The sequence below is a fragment of the Cupriavidus neocaledonicus genome (assembly GCF_000372525.1).
Lineage (GTDB): Bacteria > Pseudomonadota > Gammaproteobacteria > Burkholderiales > Burkholderiaceae > Cupriavidus > Cupriavidus neocaledonicus.
In genome coordinates this window covers 109,110-126,094 of sequence record NZ_AQUR01000100.1, presented here as the reverse complement: position 1 = coordinate 126,094, position 16,985 = coordinate 109,110, and the positions used below count along the sequence as shown (strand labels likewise).

Genomic DNA, 16,985 nt, shown 5'->3' with positions numbered 1-16,985 from the left:
GCAAGCAGGAGAGACAGTCATGAAACTCTGTGGATTCGAGGCCGGCCTCGACCAGCCGTTCTTCCTGATCGCCGGTCCGTGCGTGATCGAGTCGGAGCAGATGGCGCTGGACACCGCGGGCGAGCTCAAGGCCATCACCACCGAGCTCGGCATCCCGTTCATCTACAAGTCGTCGTTCGACAAGGCCAACCGCTCGTCGGGCAAGTCGTTCCGCGGCCTCGGCATGGAGAAGGGCCTGGAGATCCTGGCCCACGTCAAGCGCGAGATCGGCGTGCCGGTGCTGACCGACATCCACGAGATCGACGAGATCCAGCCCGTCGCCGCCGTGGTCGACGTGCTGCAGACGCCGGCGTTCCTGTGCCGCCAGACCGATTTCATCCGTGCCTGCGCGCAGAGCGGCAAGCCGGTGAATATCAAGAAGGGCCAGTTCCTGGCGCCGCACGACATGAAGAACGTGATCGACAAGGCGCGCGATGCCGCGCGCGAAGCCGGTCTGCCCGACGACGTCTTCATGGCCTGCGAGCGCGGTGTCTCGTTCGGCTACAACAACCTCGTGTCGGACATGCGCTCGCTGGCGATCATGCGCGAGACCGGCGCCCCGGTGGTGTTCGACGCCACCCACTCGGTGCAGCTGCCCGGCGGGCAGGGCACCAGCTCGGGCGGCCAGCGCGAGTTCGTGCCGGTGCTGTCGCGCGCGGCGGTCGCCACCGGCGTCGCCGGCCTGTTCATGGAGACGCATCCGGACCCGAGCAAGGCCATGTCCGACGGCCCCAACGCGGTGCCGCTGTCGCGCATGAAGGAACTGCTGTCCGTGCTCAAGGAACTCGACACGCTGGTCAAGCGCGCCGGCTTCCTGGAAGACAACTTCGGCTGGCCGGCCTGCGCCTGAGCCCGCTCCGTTTGTCGCCGCCGCGCCGCTCGCGGACGCCGGCGGTGACAAACCATATCGAAAGACAATACAAAAAATCGGGAGATTCTCCATGGCCGCGGGCTTTATCATCGCCTACGTCGACGTGACCGACCCCCAGCAGTACGAGGAATACAAGGTGCTTTCGAGCAAGGCCATGCAGGTGCATGGCGCCGAGGTGCTGGTGCGCGGCGGCAAGATCGAGCCGCTCGAGGGCGAGTGGGCGCCGACGCGCGTGGTGGTGCTGAAATTCCCCAGCTACGACGCCGCCAGGGCCTTCCACGACGGCGAGGCCTACCGCGCCGCGCGCAAGTCGCGCGAGCATGCGGCGAAGATGAACATGATCGTGGTCGAAGGCGTTGCCTGAGCCGGCAGGCGCCAGGCAGCCGCGATGCGCGCCGCGCCGGCGCACATGACATGCGCCTGACACACGCGCAGGTTGAAGTGATCAGCAGCAGCAAGAATCAACAGTCAGAGAGGAATTCATGAGTGCAATCGTAGATATCATCGGTCGCGAGGTTCTCGACTCGCGCGGCAATCCCACGGTCGAGTGCGACGTGCTGCTGGAATCCGGCGTGATGGGCCGCGCCGCGGTGCCGTCGGGCGCGTCGACCGGTTCGCGCGAGGCCATCGAGCTGCGCGACGGCGACAAGGGCCGCTACCTGGGCAAGGGCGTGCTGAAGGCGGTCGAGCATATCAACACCGAGATCTCCGAAGCCATCATGGGCCTGGACGCCTCCGAGCAGGCCTTCCTGGACCGCACCCTGATCGACCTCGACGGCACCGAGAACAAGAGCCGCCTGGGCGCCAATGCCATGCTGGCGGTGTCGATGGCGGTGGCCAAGGCTGCAGCCGAAGAGGCCGGCCTGCCGCTGTACCGCTACTTCGGCGGTTCGGGCGCGATGCAGCTGCCGGTGCCGATGATGAATATCGTCAATGGCGGCGCGCACGCCAACAACAGCCTGGACATCCAGGAATTCATGATCATGCCGGTGTCGGCGACCAGCTTCCGCGAAGCGCTGCGCTGCGGCGCCGAGATCTTCCACGCGCTGAAGAAGATCCTGGCCGACAAGGGCATGTCCACCGCGGTGGGCGACGAAGGTGGCTTCGCCCCCAACTTCTCCTCCAACGAGGAATGCCTGAACACCGTGGTGCAGGCCATCGAGAAGGCCGGCTACCGCGCCGGTGAGGACGTGCTGCTGGCGCTGGACTGCGCCGCCAGCGAGTTCTACCACGAGGCCGAAGGCGTGTACCAGCTCGAAGGCGAAGGCCTGAAGCTGAGCTCGACCCAGTTCGCCGACTATCTGGCCAACCTGTGCGACAAGTTCCCGATCGTGTCGATCGAGGACGGCATGGCCGAGGGCGACTGGGACGGCTGGAAGACCCTGACCGAAAAGCTGGGCACGCGCGTGCAGCTGGTCGGCGACGACCTGTTCGTCACCAACACCAAGATCCTGAAGGAAGGCATCGAGAAGGGCATCGGCAACTCGATCCTGATCAAGATCAACCAGATCGGCACCCTGACCGAGACCTTCGCCGCCATCGAGATGGCCAAGCGCGCCGGCTACACCGCCGTGATCTCGCACCGCTCGGGCGAAACCGAGGACAGCACCATTGCCGACATCGCCGTGGGCACCAACGCCGGCCAGATCAAGACCGGCTCGCTGTCGCGCTCGGACCGCATCGCCAAGTACAACCAGCTGCTGCGCATCGAGGAAGACCTGGGCGATATCGCCAGCTACCCGGGCAAGAGCGCGTTCTACAACCTGCGCTGATAGCTTGCCGGGTCGTTCCCGCGCCAGCGGGAGCGGCCGCGGGCGAATGGCATGGCGGCGGCCGGGACTACCCGGCCGCCGCCGTTTTTGTATCGAAATCTGCCTGGCAATTGCCTTCCAGGCGGAGTTCGCAGATCATTGTGCGGAAATTCCTGTCCGCCACCTTTCATGCGCCTGATTTCGCTGCTGTTGTTCGTACTGCTGCTTGCCATCCAGTACCCACTCTGGCTCGGCAAGGGCGGCTGGCTGCGCGTGTGGGACCTGAACCGCCAGCTGACCGAGCAGGGCACCCGCAACCAGACGCTCAAGCTGCGCAACGCCAAGCTGGAAGGGGAAGTGGCCGACCTGCAGGACGGCACCGGCGCGATCGAGGAACGCGCCCGCTATGAGCTGGGCATGGTGCGCGAGGGCGAGGTCTTCGTGCAGTTCGTCGCGCCCGCGCCCAAGGTCAGCGCCACGCCGCCGTTGCCGCCGCCGCCGAATTCGGTCGCCGGCCGGGGCGGCCACTAGGCCATTCACCGTGACTGCCGGCGGCTTGCTTCAAGCCGCCGCAGCGATCTCACCACCAGCCGTACGGATAGCCGCCCCAGCCCCAGCCCGGCATGCCGACGCTGACGCCGCCGCCCCAGTGGCCGCCGCCCCATCCGCCGTAAAACAGGTTCCAGCTGGTGTTGGGATAGGCATACGCCGCGCGCGCGGCCGCGGCCTGCTGGTCCAGCGCAATCGCGGCGGCCTGGTCGCGCAGCACCTGCTGGTTCAGCTCATCGAGTTTCTGCCTGTCTTCGGCGTTCAGTGGTGCCGGCGGTATGGCGTTGGGGGCCAGCCGCGCGGTAGGCGGCGAGCCATTGGCATCGCGCGGGATCTGCACGCAACCGGCAGCCAGCACCAGCGCGCCGAGCGCGGCGCAGGCGATTGCGCCCCGCCGCGGATGCCGGCTGCGGGATGCGGGGTCAGGCAGGGGAGGGTTGGCTCGGGCGGACATGGCGGTTCTCGGGCTCGCTGTTGGGCAGCTGCATGCTGCCATCGTACAGCCGTTGGACCCGGCCGCAAGGCCGATGTTTCCGCGCCGCCGCCCGTCGGGCGGCCGCATCGCCCGCTCTGGTGCGGCAGCGCACGCAGGCGCTGCCCGGGGGCGGATCAGTGGTGCTGGGTTGCCCCGGCGCCGGCGCCGGTGGCGACCGGCGTGGCCGAGAACAGCTGCGCGCAGTCGACCGGGTCGAACTCATAGCGCTGGCCGCAGAAGTCGCAGTGGATTTCGACATGGCCGCGCTCGGCGATGATGCTCTCGATCTCCGCCTGGCCCAGCGACTGCAGCATGCCGGCCACCTTCGGGCGCGAGCAGCTGCAGTAAAAATGCGGCGTCAGCGGCTCAAACACGCGCAGGCCGGCGTCCTGCAGGTCTTCCCAGAACAGGCGGCGCAGCAGCGTGTCCGGCGTCTCGGCCAGCAGTTCCTCGGCCTTCAGCGTGGTGCCCAGCTGCACCGCGCGGTCCCAGGTATCGAGGTCCTGCGCCCTGGCGTGGCTGGCCAGCGGCGCGCCGGTCTCGCCGACTTCGGCGGTGCCGCCGTAGGCCGGCAGCTTCTGCAGCAGCATGCCGGCGGCGACATGGTCGTCGGCGGCCAGCCACAGGCGCGTGTCGAGCTGCTCGGAGGCCTGCATGTAGTGCTCCAGCACGGCGCTGATCGAGCCCAGCGGCCCGTGCGCGTCGGCCAGCGGCACGATGCCCTGGTACGGCTGCTGGCCCGGCAGCTTGTCCTTCGGATCCAGCGTGATGGCAAAGCGGCCGTGGCCGTGGGCGTTGACCATCTGCGCCAGCGTGGCGTCGTCGGCCAGTTGCGCGCCCTCGGCCAGCTTGGCGGTGGCGCGCATCGACAGGTCGGACAGGCATTCCACCACCAGCATGCGCACCGGGCCGTCGCCGTGCAGCTGCATCACCAGCGCCCCGTTGAACTTCAGGTTGGCCGACAGCAGCGCCGCGGCGGCCATCATCTCGCCCAGCAGCCGGCGCACCGGGGCAGGGTAGCTGTGGCGGCCGAGCACTTCTTGCCAGGTAGCTTCCATGCGCACCAGCTCGCCGCGCACGGGGGCCGCGTCGAACAGGAACTTCTGCAGGGTGTCGGGGGTGGTGGTATCGGTCACAATAATCGGTCGGGTTTCAGTAGTCGCTCGGCGGTCGTCAGCCGATCCGCTTGAGCTGTTGCTTGTACAGGGCCTGCCGCGTGGCGTAGGTCTCGGCGTTGCGGTACAGGTTGGCGACGTCGGCATCGGTCAGCTGGCGCACCACCTTGGCGGGCGCGCCCAGGATCAGCGAGCGGTCCGGGAAGACCTTGCCCTCGGTCACCACGGCGCCGGCGCCCACCAGGCATTCCTTGCCGATCACGGCACGGTTGAGCACCACGGCCTGGATCCCGATCAGCGAGCCTTCGCCCACGGTGCACCCGTGCAGCATGGCCTGGTGGCCGATCGAGACCTTGTCGCCCAGCGTCAGCGGGCAACCCGGGTCGGTATGCAGCACCGAACCTTCCTGGATGTTGGTGTCCGCGCCGACCACGATCGGCTCGTTGTCCCCGCGGATCACGACACCGGGCCAGGCGCTGGCGCGGGACTTGAGGGTCACGTTGCCGATGATGGTGGCTTCGGGGGCCACGTAGGCTTCGCTGTCGATACTGGGCTTGACGTCGCCGAGCTGGTAAAGCGCCATGAGGTCTCCTGCACGAATGGCTTTTGTTGAAGTGGGGGTTGCCGCCGGACTTTAAAGGGCCAGCGCGGGGGAACAGCCCGGCGCCCAGGCGGCGCGGCTGGCGCTGCAGGCGGGCGCCGGCCAGGCCCTACAATGGCGGCAGACCCGGATTTTACGCCCATGCCAGAAAAAACACCCGCCGCCGCGCCGCCTGATCCTTCACCTTCGCCACGCCGCCGGGCGCTGGCGGTGCTGTGCCAGGCGGATCCGCGCGACAAGGCCGTGGCGGCACGCGCACTTTATCGGCACGTGATGACGCTGCCCGATGCCGCCCTAGGCGCCGGCGAGGCGATCCATGCCGAGGCCGCCCACGACATCCCCGGTCGGCCGGCACGGCCGCTGCTGGTGACGCCCCAGCACGTCGAGCGGCGCCGCTCGCTGCAGACCCCGGCCGGGCGCGCGGCGATGATCCATGCGCTGTGCCATATCGAATTCAATGCCATCAACCTGGCGCTGGACGCGGCCTGGCGCTTTGCCGGCATGCCGCCCGCGTATTACCGCGACTGGCTGCGCGTGGCCGATGAAGAGGCTTACCACTTCACGCTGCTGGCCGACCACCTCGGCACGCTCGGCGCAGCCTACGGCGATTTCCCGGCCCACAACAGCCTGTGGGAGATGACCGACAAGACCGCCGGCGACGTGCTCGCGCGCATGGCGCTGGTGCCGCGCACGCTCGAGGCGCGCGGGCTCGATGCCTCGCCGCCGGTGCGCGCCCGGCTGGCCGGCGCCGGCGACCATGCCGCCGCGGCCATCATCGACATCATCCTGCGCGACGAGGTCGGCCACGTCGCCATCGGCAACCATTGGTACCGCTGGCTGTGCGCGCAGCGCGGGCTGGATCCCGTCGCCACCTACGCGCAGCTGGCCGAACGGTACCGCGCGCCGAAGCTGCGCGGCCCGTTCAACCTCGAGGCGCGCCGCGCCGCGGGCTTCGACGAGGACGAGCTGGCCTGGCTGGAGGCCTCGGCCGGCTAGGCCGAGCGGAGGCGCCCGGCGGCGCGCTCCTCTTCCAGCAGCCGCAACACCCGCCGCTGGATCTTGCCGGTGGTGGTCATCGGCAACTGGTCGATGAATTCGATCGCCTTCGGATATTCGTACGGCGCCAGCTGGCCGCGCACGTGGGCCTGCAGTTCCGCGACCAGCGCCGCGTCGCCGTCGAACGAACGCGCCACCGACGGCGTCAGCACCACGAAGGCCTTGACCACCGCGCCGCGCTCGGGATCGGGCGACGGCACCACGGCGCAGTTGGACACCGCCGGATGCTTGAGCAGGCAGTTCTCGATCTCGCTCGGCCCGATGCGGTAGCCCGACGACTTGAACACATCGTCGGCGCGCCCCTGGTACCACAGGTAGCCGTCGGCATCGATGCGCGCCAGGTCGCCGGTGCGGCACCAGCGCAGGCCGTCGCGCTCGGTGTACTTGCCCGCGGTGGCGGCGTCGTTCTTCCAGTAGCCGAGGAAGAACACCGGGTCCGGATGCCCGGCGCTGTCGGTGGCGCACACCGCCACCTCGCCGTCCTCGCCTGGCGCGCAGGGGCGGCCTTCGTCGTCGATCACCTGCACGCGGTGGCCGGGGTAGGGGCGTCCCATCGAACCCGGGCGGGCCGGCCAGCCCAGCCGTGCGTCGTCGTTCTGCGCGGTGCAGTTGCCGACGATGTAGTTGATCTCGGTCTGGCCGAACATCTCGTTGACGAGCACGCCCAGCGCATCGCGGCACCAGCCGAACACGGTCTCGCCCACCGCCTCGCCGGCGCTCATCAGCGCGCGCAGGCGGATGTCGTAGTGCCGGCGCGGCTCGGGGCAGGCCTTCATCATCTGCTTGAGCGCGGTCGGGAACAGGAAGGTGTTGGTGACGGCGTAGCGCTCCATCAGCTCGAAGGCACGCTCGGCGGAGAAGCGCCCCTGGTAGCCGACGATCGGCTTGCCGAAGTACAGCGCCGGCATCAGTGCGTCCCACAGGCCGCCGGTCCAGGCCCAGTCGGCCGGGCTCCAGAATACGTCGTCGTGCTGCGGATACCAGTTCTGCGAGCAGACGAAGCCGGTCAGGTTGCCGATCAGCGCGCGGTGCGGGATCAGCGCGCCCTTGGGCGGGCCGGTGGTGCCGCTGGTGTAGATCAGCACCGCGGCTTCGTCGGACTTGGTCTGCTCGGCGACGAAGGTCGGCAGCTGCGCCGCGAGCAGCAGGTCCCAGTCGTGGTCACCGCGGCTGCGCGCGTCGCCGGCGGCGATCACGGTGGCCAGCGTCGGGCATTCCGGGCGCGCCGCCAGCAGGTTGTCGATCGAGGTCTCGTCGGCGATTGCCACGCCGGCTTCGCTGTGCGCGATGCGGTAGGCCAGCGCCTCCGGCCCGAACAGCATCGACAGCGGCATGGCGATGGCGCCCAGCTGGTAGATCGCCATATGCGCGATCACGGTCTCGATGCGCTGCGGCATCACGATCGCCACGCGGTCGCCGCGCGCCACGCCCAGCGCGCGCAGCGCCGCCGACAAGCGGTTGGCCTCGGCCTGGATGTAGGCAAAGCTGTGCGCGTTGCGGCGGCCGTCCTCGTGCTCGGTATAGACCGCGATGCGGTCCATGCTGGCGGGGTCGCGGGCCCAGCGGCCGCAGCAGGCTTCGGCGATGTTGAACTGGGCCGGAATCTCCCAGCGGAACGATTCGTACAGGGCGCGGTAGTCGTCGCGCCGGCTTGCCGGCAACGCAGCTGCGGCCATTCGGGTCTCCATTGGTTCCGCCCGTGCACCCGCAAGCGGCCCGCGGCGCTGGCGGCCGCTGCCGCTATAATGCGCACAAGCGAACGATCGTTCTATTTTGTCGTGGCTTCCTCGCCAACCCCCGCGGCGGGAAAGATCCCGACGCAAGGGTGGAGACAATGACAATCAAGGAAACCTCGCGGTCTGAATTTATCACGGTGCGCGGGCTGCGCTACCACGTGCGCCACTGGGGCACGCCCGGCGCGCGCAAGCTGTTCATGCTGCATGGCTGGATGGACGTGGCCGCGTCGTTCCAGTTCCTGGTAGACCACCTGCGCGGCGACTGGCATGTGATCGCACCCGACTGGCGCGGCTTCGGCGCGACCGACTGGCCCACGCGCTACCCCGGCACGCAGTCGTACTGGTTTGCCGACTACATTGCCGACCTCGAGGCCCTGCTCGACCACTATGCGCCTGAAGGGCAGGTCGACCTGGTCGGCCACAGCATGGGCGCCAACGTGATCTGCCTGTATGCCGGCATCCGCCCGCAGCGCGTGCGCCGCGTGGTGGACCTGGAGGGCTTCGGCATGACCGCGACGCGGCCGGAGCAGGCGCCCCGGCGCTACGCGCGCTGGCTCGACGAGGTGCGCGCCGGCACCGAGCTGAAGACCTATGACAGCCTCGACGGCGTCGCCGCACGCCTGCAGAAGACCAATCCGCGCCTGCCGGACGAACGCGCCGCGTTCCTGGCCGCGCACTGGTCGCGCCGCAACGCCGAGGGCCGCTGGGAGATCCTGGGCGATCCCGCGCACAAGCTGGTCAACCCGATGCTGTACCGGCTCGATGAAGTGATGGCGGTGTGGGAGCAGGTCACCGCGCCGGTATTGCACGTGGAAGCGCGCGATTCGGAGACGCTGCGCCATATCGCCCACAAGCAGGCCATCGATGAATTCCGGCAGCGCTTCCGCGCCTTCCGCGACTTCCGCGAGGCGGTGGTGGAGGACGCCGGCCACATGCTGCACCACGACCAGCCCGCCGCCGTGGCGGAGCTGGTGGAATCGTTCTGCGCCGGCAGGTGATACCGGCGCATGCGGCGGGCTTCAGGCGTGCGTGAGCTTTTCCTTCAGCGCGGCGTTGTTGCTGGTGTGCACATGCACCAGCGCCTTTTCCGGGAAGGCGTAGTGGTAGGCCTTGCGCAGCGCGAGCGCGGCCTCGTGGAACCCTGACAGGATCAGCTTCTGCTTGTTGGGGTAGAACGCGATATCGCCGGCGGCGAAGATGCCGCGGCGCGAGCTTTCATAGGTGGTGGTGTCGACCAGGATGCGGCCGGCGCGCATGTCCAGGTCCCACTGCGCGATCGGGCCGGGCTCGGACACCAGGCCGTAGAGCGCCACCAGTTCCTCGGCTGGCAGCATGGTGCTGCCGTCCCGGGTCCGCACTTCGACTTCGCTGAGGCCGCCGTCCGCACCGCCGGTGCGCAGGGCGCCCAGCATGCCGACCACGAAATCCATCTCGCCGTCGGCCACCGCGCGGCGCATCTCGGCGACGGTGCCGTCCGCGGCGCGGAAGCCCTCGCGCCGGTGCAACAGCGTCACGCGCGCGGCAACCTTGCGCAGCGCCAGCGCCCAGTCCAGCGCCGAGTCGCCGCCGCCGGCGACGACCACGCGCTTGCCGGCGAAGTGCGACACGTCGCGCACGGCGTAGTGCACGTGGCGGCCTTCCAGCGCCGGTGCCTCGGGCAGCGACACGCGCTGCGGCGCGAACGCGCCCGCGCCGGCGCAGATCAGCACCGCTGCGACATCGAAGCGCTTGCCGCCGTCGGTCGTCACCAGCAGGCGTTCGTGCCCGGCGTGGCCTGCCGGTGCCGTCGGCGCCGGGGTTTCGGCGACGCTTTCGGCGCGCTGGCCGAAGTGCATCGGGAAGTCAAAAGGAGCGCATTGCTCCAGCAGCCGGTCTACCAGGTCCTGCGCCAGGCATCCCGGCACCGCGGGAATGTCGTAGATCGGCTTTTCGGGATAGAGCTCGGTGCACTGGCCGCCGGCGCGGTCGAGCACATCGATCAGTTCACATTTCAGGCCGAGCACGCCGGCCTGGAACGCGGCGAACAGGCCGACCGGGCCGGCACCGACGATCAGGACATCGGTGGTGGTGACCGGGGCGGGAGCGGTGGCTGGGGTAGCGGTGGACATGGGGCATGGCAGGCACGCCCGGTGCCCGCGAATCGACGATGCAAAGCCCGACTATACCCCGCAGCCGGCGGCATTCCGCCGACGCCAGCGTTGCCGGCATGGCTTTGCCCGGCCGGCCGGGGGCGGCGGCGCCGCGCAGGCCAGGGGCGACGGGAGTAGAATTGCCACCATGCAAAACGCCCACGCCATCAATGCCGACCTGCATTGCCATTCCACCGTTTCCGACGGCACGCTCGCGCCGCGCGCCGTGGCGCAGATCGCCCGCGACGCGGGGGTTGCATTCTGGGCGCTGACCGACCACGACGAGCTGGGCGGGCAGGCCGAGGCACGCGCCGCCGCCGAGGAATTCGGCATGCGCTATGTGCCGGGCGTCGAGATCTCGGTGACCTGGGCCGGGCAGACCGTGCATATCGTCGGGCTGCAGATCGACCCGTTCTGCCCGGAACTGATCGATGGCCTGACCGAGACCCGCTCGGGCCGCGCGCGGCGTGCGCGCGATATCGCCGATGCGCTGGCCAGGGTGGGCATCGACGGTGCCTATGAAGGGGCCCTGCAGTACGTGGGCAACCCGGACCTGATCTCGCGCACGCATTTCGCACGCTGGCTGGTCGACCAGGGACGTTGCGCCAGCATTGGCGATGTCTTCAGCGAATACCTGTCGGAAGGCCGCCCCGGCTATGTCGGCCACCGCTGGGCCAGCCTGGCCGAAGCGGTGGGCTGGATCCGCACCGCCGGCGGCATCGCGGTGATGGCGCACCCGGGCCGCTATCACTACACCGACACCCAGCACGACGCGCTGTTCGATGAATTCACGGCGCTGGGCGGCGGCGCTGTCGAGGTGGTGACCGGCAGCCATACCCCCGACCAGTACCGGCGCTACGCCGAGGTGGCGCGGCACTACGGCCTGCTGGCTTCGCGCGGCACGGACTTCCACGGCCCCGGCGAGGGCCGGGTGGAGCTCGGCACGCTGCCGCCGCTGCCGTCCACGGTCACGCCGGTCTGGCACGACTGGTAGGCGCTCCCTTTCTTTTGCCGGGGCCAGCCCCGGATGCCGCTCCGTTCCATCCGACTCCGCTCCCTGGCCCATGTCCCAGTACTTCGAGATCCATCCGCTCAACCCGCAGTCGCGCCTGCTCAAGCAGGCGGCCCAGATCCTGCAGAAGGGCGGGCTGGTCGCGCTGCCGACCGACTCGAGCTATGCGCTGGCGTGCCGGCTCGACGACAAGGCCGCGGTCGAGCGCCTGCGCCGGCTGCGCGGCATCGACGACCGCCACCACCTGACCCTGATGTGCCGCGACCTGTCCGAGCTCGGCAACTTTGCCCGCGTCGACAACCGCCAGTACCGCTGGCTCAAGGGCGCCACGCCGGGCCCGTACGTATTCATCCTGGAGGCGACCAAGGAAGTGCCGCGGCGGCTGTCGCACCCGGCACGCAAGACCATCGGCGTGCGCGTGCCCGACCATGCCATCCCGCTGGCGCTGCTGGGCGAGACCGGCGAGCCGCTGCTCTCGGCGACGCTGCAGCTGCCGGGGGACGAGGCACCGCTCAACGATCCGGCGCAGATCCGGGCGCGGCTGGAAAAACAGCTCGACCTCGTGGTGGACGGCGGGCCGGCCCCCGCGCAGCCGACCACGGTGATCGACCTGACCGGCGGCGAGCCCGAACTGGTCCGCGCCGGCCGCGGCGACATCGCCCGCTTCGGCCTCTGACACGCGGCGCCGCCGCGCTTTCGCTCGGGTGCATCAGCGTGCGCCCGGGTGCCGGCGGGCCGCTACAATAGCGCTCATGGATTCCTCCCTTATCCAGACCTTCGCGGTCTATGCCCTGCCGGTGTTGTTCGCCATCACGCTGCACGAGGCCTCGCACGGCTACGTGGCCAAGCTGTTCGGCGACAGCACGGCCTATGCCCTCGGGCGCGTCAGCCTGAACCCGATCCGCCATATCGACCCGATCGGCACCATCGCCGTGCCGCTGCTGCTGTACATCATGACCAGCGGCCAGTTCGTGTTCGGCTACGCCAAGCCCGTGCCGGTGGTGTTCGAGCGCCTGCGCAACCCGCGCTGGCATGGCATGTGGGTGGCGCTGGCGGGCCCGGCCAGCAACGTGGTGCAGGCCTTCGTCTGGGTGCTGCTGGCGATCGGCCTGACCTGGGGCGGCGTGCGCGAGCCGTTTTTCGGCGAGATGGCGCTGGCCGGCGTGCGCGTCAACCTGGTGGTGGCGGCCTTCAACCTGTTTCCGGTGCCGCCGCTGGATGGCGGGCGCGTGCTGACCGCGCTGCTGCCGCAGGGCATTGCGCGCGCGGTGGCGCGCATCGAGCCGTACGGCATCTTCGTGGTGCTGGCGCTGGTGGCCGCGGGGGTGATCACCACCATCTGGATGACGCCGGTGGTCAATGTGCTGATGTCCCTGATCGAGTTGCTGCTGCGCCCGATCGTGCTGTTGCTCAATTGACCGGGGCCGCCATGACGCTGTCGCACGCCGGCATTGCCGCCCCCTCTGCCTGGGTCACGCGCTGGGCCCACCTGCTGCGCCCGGGCGCGCGGGTGCTGGACCTGGCCTGCGGCGGCGGCCGCCATGCCGCCTGGCTGGCCGCGCGCGGCCACCAGGTGCTGGCGGTCGACCGCGATGCCGACGCCATCGCCGGGCTGCCCGCCGGCCTGCCCGGCGTGATCGGGCGCGTGGCCGACCTGGAGCAGGGTGGCTGGCCGCTGGCCGGCGAGGCGCCGTTCGACGCCATCGTCGTCACCAATTACCTGCACCGGCCGCTGTGGCCGCACCTGGCGGCCGCGCTGGCGCCGGGCGGATACTGGCTCTACGAAACCTTCGCCGCCGGCAACGAGACCGTCGGCAAGCCGTCGCGGCCGGATTTCCTGCTGCGCCCGGGCGAACTGCTCGAGGTCGCGCGCGACCATGGACTGCGCGTGGTGGCCTACGAGGACGGCGTGCTGGAAGTGCCGAAAACAGCCTTCGTACAGCGCCTGTGTGCGGTGCGCGAGGCGGCGCCGGCGGCCGGTGCGGACGCGCCGCCACGCTACCGGCTCGATCCCTGAGCGGCGCGCCGCGGTGTCGGCGCAAACGGCGCCGCACGCGTTGAAACAGTTGGTATCAACCCCTGTCCGGGCGGCGGTCGAAGCGGCCTGCGGTTCCGGTACAATCCCGTTATTCGCATCCCGAATTCCCTAACGTTATGACACAGATTACCGGCAGCATCGTTGCCATCGTCACCCCGATGCATGAGGACGGCAGCCTCGACTTCCCGGCCCTGCGCGCACTGGTCGACTGGCACGTTGCCGAAGGCACCGACGCCATCGTGATCGTGGGCACCACCGGCGAGTCCCCGACGGTGACCGTCGAGGAGCACTGCGAACTGATCCGCGTTGCCGTCGAACAGGCCGGCAAGCGCATCCCGATCATCGCGGGGACCGGCGGCAATTCCACCAAGGAAGCGATCGAGCTGACCGCCTTCGCCAAGAAGGTGGGCGCCGATGCCTCGCTGCAGGTGGTGCCGTACTACAACAAGCCGACCCAGGAAGGCATGTACCGGCATTTCCGCACCATCGCCGAGGCGGTGGACCTGCCGGTGCTGCTGTACAACGTCCCCGGCCGCACGGTCGCGGACATGAACAACGAGACCATCCTGCGCCTGGCGCAGGTGCCGGGCATCGTCGGGGTCAAGGAAGCGACCGGCAATATCGACCGTGCCGCGCAGCTGATCAAGGGCGCGCCGGAAGGCTTCGCCATCTACAGCGGCGACGATCCCACCGCGGTGGCGCTGATCCTGCTGGGCGGCCACGGCAATATCTCGGTGACCGCGAACGTGGCGCCGCGCAAGATGCATGAGATGTGCGCGGCGGCACTGAAGGGCGACGTCGTGACCGCGCGCCGCCTGCATATGGAACTGATCGGGCTGAACCAGGCCATGTTCATCGAAGCCAATCCGATCCCGGTCAAGTGGGCGCTCCAGCAGATGGGCAAGATGGCAGGCGGTATCCGCCTGCCGCTGACCCCGCTGTCCGAGGGCAACCACGACTACGTACGCAAGGCACTGGCCGCCGCCGGCCTGCTGGCCTGATTTTCCGCGGCGTCCTGCTGTCCGCCTTATCTACTAGGATTGCGTGTCAATGAAACTGAAGCTTAACCGCCGTGGCGCGACGCAAGTCCGCCGCGCCGCCCTGGTTGTGCCCGTGCTTGCTGCCGGTGTGTTGACCGGCTGCAGCAGCCTCAACGAGGCCATGCAGCCCGACAAGATCGACTACAAGTCGTCGGCCTCGAAGCGCACGCCCACGCTCGACGTGCCGCCCGACCTGACCAAGCTGGAAGGCGACCGCCGCTATTCGGTGCCCGATGCCAACGGCACCTCGACCCTGTCGACTTACAGCCAGGCCACCAAGGTGCGCGAGCAATCGCCGACCGAGAACGTGCTGCCGTCGGCGCAGGGTATCCGCATGGAGCGCGACGGCAACCAGCGCTGGCTGGTGATCAGCAACGGCATGCGCGGCGACCAGCTGTGGCAGCAACTGCGCGGCTTCTGGCAGGAAAGCGGTTTCCTGCTGGTGCAGGACTCGCCCGAGACCGGCATCATGGAAACCGACTGGGCCGAGAATCGCGCCAAGATCCCGCAGGACATCATCCGCAATACCATCGGCAAGGTGTTCGACGGCCTCTACTCCACCTCCGAGCGCGACAAGTTCCGCACTCGCGTTGAGCGCGCGCAGAACGGCACGCTGGAAGTCTTCATCAGCCACCGTGGCGCGCAGGAACAGCTGACCGGCATCGACAAGTCGAGCACGGTGTGGACCCCGCGCCCGGCCGATCCCGAGCTGGAGGCCGAGTTCCTGTCGCGCCTGGCCCAGCGCCTGGGCGTGCAGAAGGAGCAGGCCGACCGCATGGCCAAGAACCCGACGCCGGCCGGCAATACCACCGCGGCAGCGGGCGCTGCCGCCGGCACCGCTGCCGCCGCGGGTGCCACGACCGGCGCCGACGGTGCCACGCCGAACAAGTCCTACCTCGCCCAGGTCAACGGCGCCCCGGCGCTGCAGCTCCCCGAGCCGTTCGACCGCGCCTGGCGCTCGGTGGGCCTGTCGCTGGACCGCGTCAATTTCACCGTCGAAGACCGCGATCGCGCGCAAGGGCTGTACTTCGTGCGCTATGTCGACCCGCGCAACACGGTCGACAACCGCGGCTTCTTCTCCAAGCTGTTCACCAAGCCGGACGATCCCAAGACCGCCAAGAAGTACCGCGTCTCGCTCAAGGGCACGGGCAGCGGCACGCTGGTGACGGTGCTCAACGATGCCGGCCAGCCCGAGAACGGCGAAGTCGGCAAGCGCATCCTGTCGCTGCTCGACGAGCAACTGCACTGAGCCGGCGCATGAGTGCTGGCTTGCCAGCCGGCCGTCCTGCCCGGTGCCTGGCGGGGAGGGCGCGGCCATGATGCGCTTCGCCTTCCTCGGCAGCGGCAGCGAGGGCAACTCGCTGCTGATCGAATCCCGCGAAGACACCACCACCACCCGCGTGCTGCTGGACTGCGGCTTCGGCATCCGCGAGACCGCCCGGCGCCTGGAGCGCCTGGGCGTCACGCCGGACCAGCTCGATGCCGTGCTGGTCACGCACGAGCATGGCGACCATGTCGGTTCGGCCTATGCCTTTGCCGCGCGTCATCGCCTGACGGTCTATACCAGCCACGGCACCTGGCTGGCCACCTCGCACCTGCGCGGCGCGGACGTCGCCGACGTGCGGGTTTGCTGCGCCGACCATGGCTTCGCCATCGGCGGCCTGCAGGTGTTGCCCTATACGGTACCGCACGACGCGCGCGAGCCGGTGCAGTTCGTGCTGTCGGACGGGCAGGCCCGGCTGGGCGTGCTGACCGATGCGGGCATGGAGACGCCCTATGTGACTGCGCGCCTGGCGGGCGTGGATGCGCTGGTGCTCGAATGCAACCATGATCGCGAGATGCTGCGCAATTCGGTCTATCCGGCCTCGCTCAAGCGGCGCATCGGCGGCGACTTCGGCCACCTGGCCAATGAAGTGGCGGCCAGCATCCTGGCGCAGGTTGCCCATGACGGGCTGAACCGCGTGGTGGCTGCCCATCTGAGCAAGCAGAACAACACGCGTGAGCTCGCCACCGGCGCACTGGCGGCGGCGCTGGGCGCCAGGCCGAGCGAAGTGCTGGTGGCGGATCAGGAAGAAGGCCTTGCGTGGCAGGCGGTGCGGGCCTGAGGCCCGTGGCAACCGGCACCGCGCGAAGGTGCGGCCCAAAAACAAAAACCGGCCCGAAGGCCGGTTTTTTTATCGGTGAAAAACCGATTACTGCTTGGCGGCCGGAGCCGAAGCGTCAGCAGCCGGAGCCGAGGCGTCAGCAGCCGGGGCCGAAGCGTCAGCAGCCGGAGCGGCCGGAGCTTCAGCAGCCGGAGCCGAAGCTTCAGCGGCGGGAGCGGTAGCAGCCGGAGCAGCCGTGTCAGCAGCCGGGGCGGCAGCTTCTTCCTTCTTGCCGCAAGCAGCGAGAGCAACAGCGGCCAGCAGCGATGCGATCAGGAGAGACTTCTTCATTGTTCGTCCTTTAACTTGTAATAACGAAAAACAGGCGATGAATAATTACCGGTAATTATCGCTCTTGAACTGCAAAATTAGGCCCTCCCGGGTGCCGACATATGCAGTGGTCCACAGTACTAGCCAGCCAACGATTAT

The 16,985-nt window shown here is 69.0% G+C and carries 19 protein-coding genes; 13 read left to right on the top strand and 6 right to left on the bottom strand.

The genetic code is table 11. The annotated features are described in order from the left end of the window. Window positions 1-19 precede the first annotated feature (19 nt). The 4 genes from kdsA (at window position 20) to ftsB (ending at window position 3,192) form a co-directional block, all read left to right on the top strand. Window positions 20-889, top strand: a complete 870-nt coding sequence (kdsA, locus tag A3AG_RS0118645; protein ID WP_018006888.1) for a 3-deoxy-8-phosphooctulonate synthase — start codon at window positions 20-22, stop codon at window positions 887-889. 91 nt (window positions 890-980) lie between these two features. Next, entirely contained in the window at window positions 981-1,274 is a 294-nt protein-coding gene (locus A3AG_RS0118640; RefSeq protein WP_018006887.1) for a DUF1330 domain-containing protein, read from the top strand. Window positions 1,275-1,392: 118 nt separating this feature from the next. Beyond that, complete coding sequence (gene eno / locus A3AG_RS0118635; protein ID WP_018006886.1) at window positions 1,393-2,682, top strand: phosphopyruvate hydratase; 1,290 nt, start codon at window positions 1,393-1,395, stop codon at window positions 2,680-2,682. 168 nt (window positions 2,683-2,850) lie between these two features. After that, a complete protein-coding gene (gene ftsB, locus A3AG_RS0118630; RefSeq protein WP_018006885.1) occupies window positions 2,851-3,192 on the top strand; it encodes a cell division protein FtsB in 342 nt (113 codons plus the stop codon). A gap of 49 nt (window positions 3,193-3,241) precedes the next feature. Here the strand turns inward: ftsB and A3AG_RS0118625 are convergent, their stop codons facing one another. The 3 genes from A3AG_RS0118625 to A3AG_RS0118615 form a co-directional block, all read right to left on the bottom strand. Beyond that, a complete protein-coding gene (locus A3AG_RS0118625; protein WP_018006884.1) occupies window positions 3,242-3,664 on the bottom strand; it encodes a hypothetical protein in 423 nt (140 codons plus the stop codon). A gap of 155 nt (window positions 3,665-3,819) precedes the next feature. Continuing rightward, window positions 3,820-4,821, bottom strand: a complete 1,002-nt coding sequence (gene hslO / locus A3AG_RS0118620) for an Hsp33 family molecular chaperone HslO (RefSeq protein WP_018006883.1) — start codon at window positions 4,819-4,821, stop codon at window positions 3,820-3,822. Between the two features lie 37 nt (window positions 4,822-4,858). After that, on the bottom strand, window positions 4,859-5,383 hold the full coding sequence (locus tag A3AG_RS0118615; RefSeq protein ID WP_018006882.1) for a gamma carbonic anhydrase family protein: 525 nt from the start codon (window positions 5,381-5,383) through the stop codon (window positions 4,859-4,861). 132 nt (window positions 5,384-5,515) lie between these two features. On the opposite strand from A3AG_RS0118615, the gene A3AG_RS0118610 reads away from it, so the two are divergent. Next, complete coding sequence (locus A3AG_RS0118610; RefSeq protein ID WP_018006881.1) at window positions 5,516-6,397, top strand: ferritin-like domain-containing protein; 882 nt, start codon at window positions 5,516-5,518, stop codon at window positions 6,395-6,397. On the opposite strand, the gene A3AG_RS0118605 is transcribed toward A3AG_RS0118610, so the two are convergent. Further along, entirely contained in the window at window positions 6,394-8,133 is a 1,740-nt protein-coding gene (locus A3AG_RS0118605) for an acetate--CoA ligase (RefSeq protein ID WP_018006880.1), read from the bottom strand. The genes A3AG_RS0118610 and A3AG_RS0118605 overlap by 4 nt on opposite strands. A 158-nt stretch (window positions 8,134-8,291) precedes the next feature. Between A3AG_RS0118605 and A3AG_RS0118600 the strand changes: the two genes are divergently transcribed. Further along, the gene (locus tag A3AG_RS0118600) at window positions 8,292-9,191 is read left to right on the top strand and encodes an alpha/beta fold hydrolase (RefSeq protein WP_018006879.1); all 900 of its coding nucleotides are present in this window, start codon (window positions 8,292-8,294) and stop codon (window positions 9,189-9,191) included. 21 nt (window positions 9,192-9,212) lie between these two features. On the opposite strand, the gene A3AG_RS0118595 is transcribed toward A3AG_RS0118600, so the two are convergent. Then, a complete protein-coding gene (locus A3AG_RS0118595) occupies window positions 9,213-10,301 on the bottom strand; it encodes an NAD(P)/FAD-dependent oxidoreductase (protein ID WP_018006878.1) in 1,089 nt (362 codons plus the stop codon). 169 nt (window positions 10,302-10,470) lie between these two features. On the opposite strand from A3AG_RS0118595, the gene A3AG_RS0118590 reads away from it, so the two are divergent. The 7 genes from A3AG_RS0118590 to A3AG_RS0118560 all read left to right on the top strand — a co-directional run bounded on the left by A3AG_RS0118590 (window position 10,471) and on the right by A3AG_RS0118560 (window position 16,517). Continuing rightward, window positions 10,471-11,316 (top strand): 3',5'-nucleoside bisphosphate phosphatase, encoded by an 846-nt coding sequence (locus A3AG_RS0118590; protein WP_018006877.1) that lies wholly within the window; start codon window positions 10,471-10,473, stop codon window positions 11,314-11,316. Window positions 11,317-11,386: 70 nt separating this feature from the next. Next, on the top strand, window positions 11,387-12,010 hold the full coding sequence (locus A3AG_RS0118585; protein ID WP_018006876.1) for an L-threonylcarbamoyladenylate synthase: 624 nt from the start codon (window positions 11,387-11,389) through the stop codon (window positions 12,008-12,010). 76 nt (window positions 12,011-12,086) lie between these two features. Next, on the top strand, window positions 12,087-12,752 hold the full coding sequence (locus tag A3AG_RS0118580) for a site-2 protease family protein (protein ID WP_018006875.1): 666 nt from the start codon (window positions 12,087-12,089) through the stop codon (window positions 12,750-12,752). Window positions 12,753-12,763: 11 nt separating this feature from the next. Then, on the top strand, window positions 12,764-13,351 hold the full coding sequence (locus A3AG_RS0118575) for a class I SAM-dependent methyltransferase (RefSeq protein ID WP_018006874.1): 588 nt from the start codon (window positions 12,764-12,766) through the stop codon (window positions 13,349-13,351). Window positions 13,352-13,488: 137 nt separating this feature from the next. Continuing rightward, window positions 13,489-14,373 carry a 4-hydroxy-tetrahydrodipicolinate synthase gene (dapA, locus tag A3AG_RS0118570; RefSeq protein ID WP_018006873.1) on the top strand — a complete coding sequence of 295 codons (885 nt, stop codon included), beginning with the start codon at window positions 13,489-13,491 and terminating at the stop codon, window positions 14,371-14,373. Between the two features lie 49 nt (window positions 14,374-14,422). Then, on the top strand, window positions 14,423-15,661 hold the full coding sequence (gene bamC / locus A3AG_RS0118565) for an outer membrane protein assembly factor BamC (RefSeq protein ID WP_018006872.1): 1,239 nt from the start codon (window positions 14,423-14,425) through the stop codon (window positions 15,659-15,661). A 67-nt stretch (window positions 15,662-15,728) separates the two neighbouring features. Beyond that, window positions 15,729-16,517, top strand: coding sequence for an MBL fold metallo-hydrolase (locus A3AG_RS0118560; protein ID WP_018006871.1), 789 nt, complete (start codon window positions 15,729-15,731; stop codon window positions 16,515-16,517). An 87-nt stretch (window positions 16,518-16,604) separates the two neighbouring features. On the opposite strand, the gene A3AG_RS34570 is transcribed toward A3AG_RS0118560, so the two are convergent. Then, window positions 16,605-16,847, bottom strand: a complete 243-nt coding sequence (locus tag A3AG_RS34570; RefSeq protein WP_012352476.1) for a hypothetical protein — start codon at window positions 16,845-16,847, stop codon at window positions 16,605-16,607. Between the last annotated feature and the right edge of the window lie 138 nt (window positions 16,848-16,985).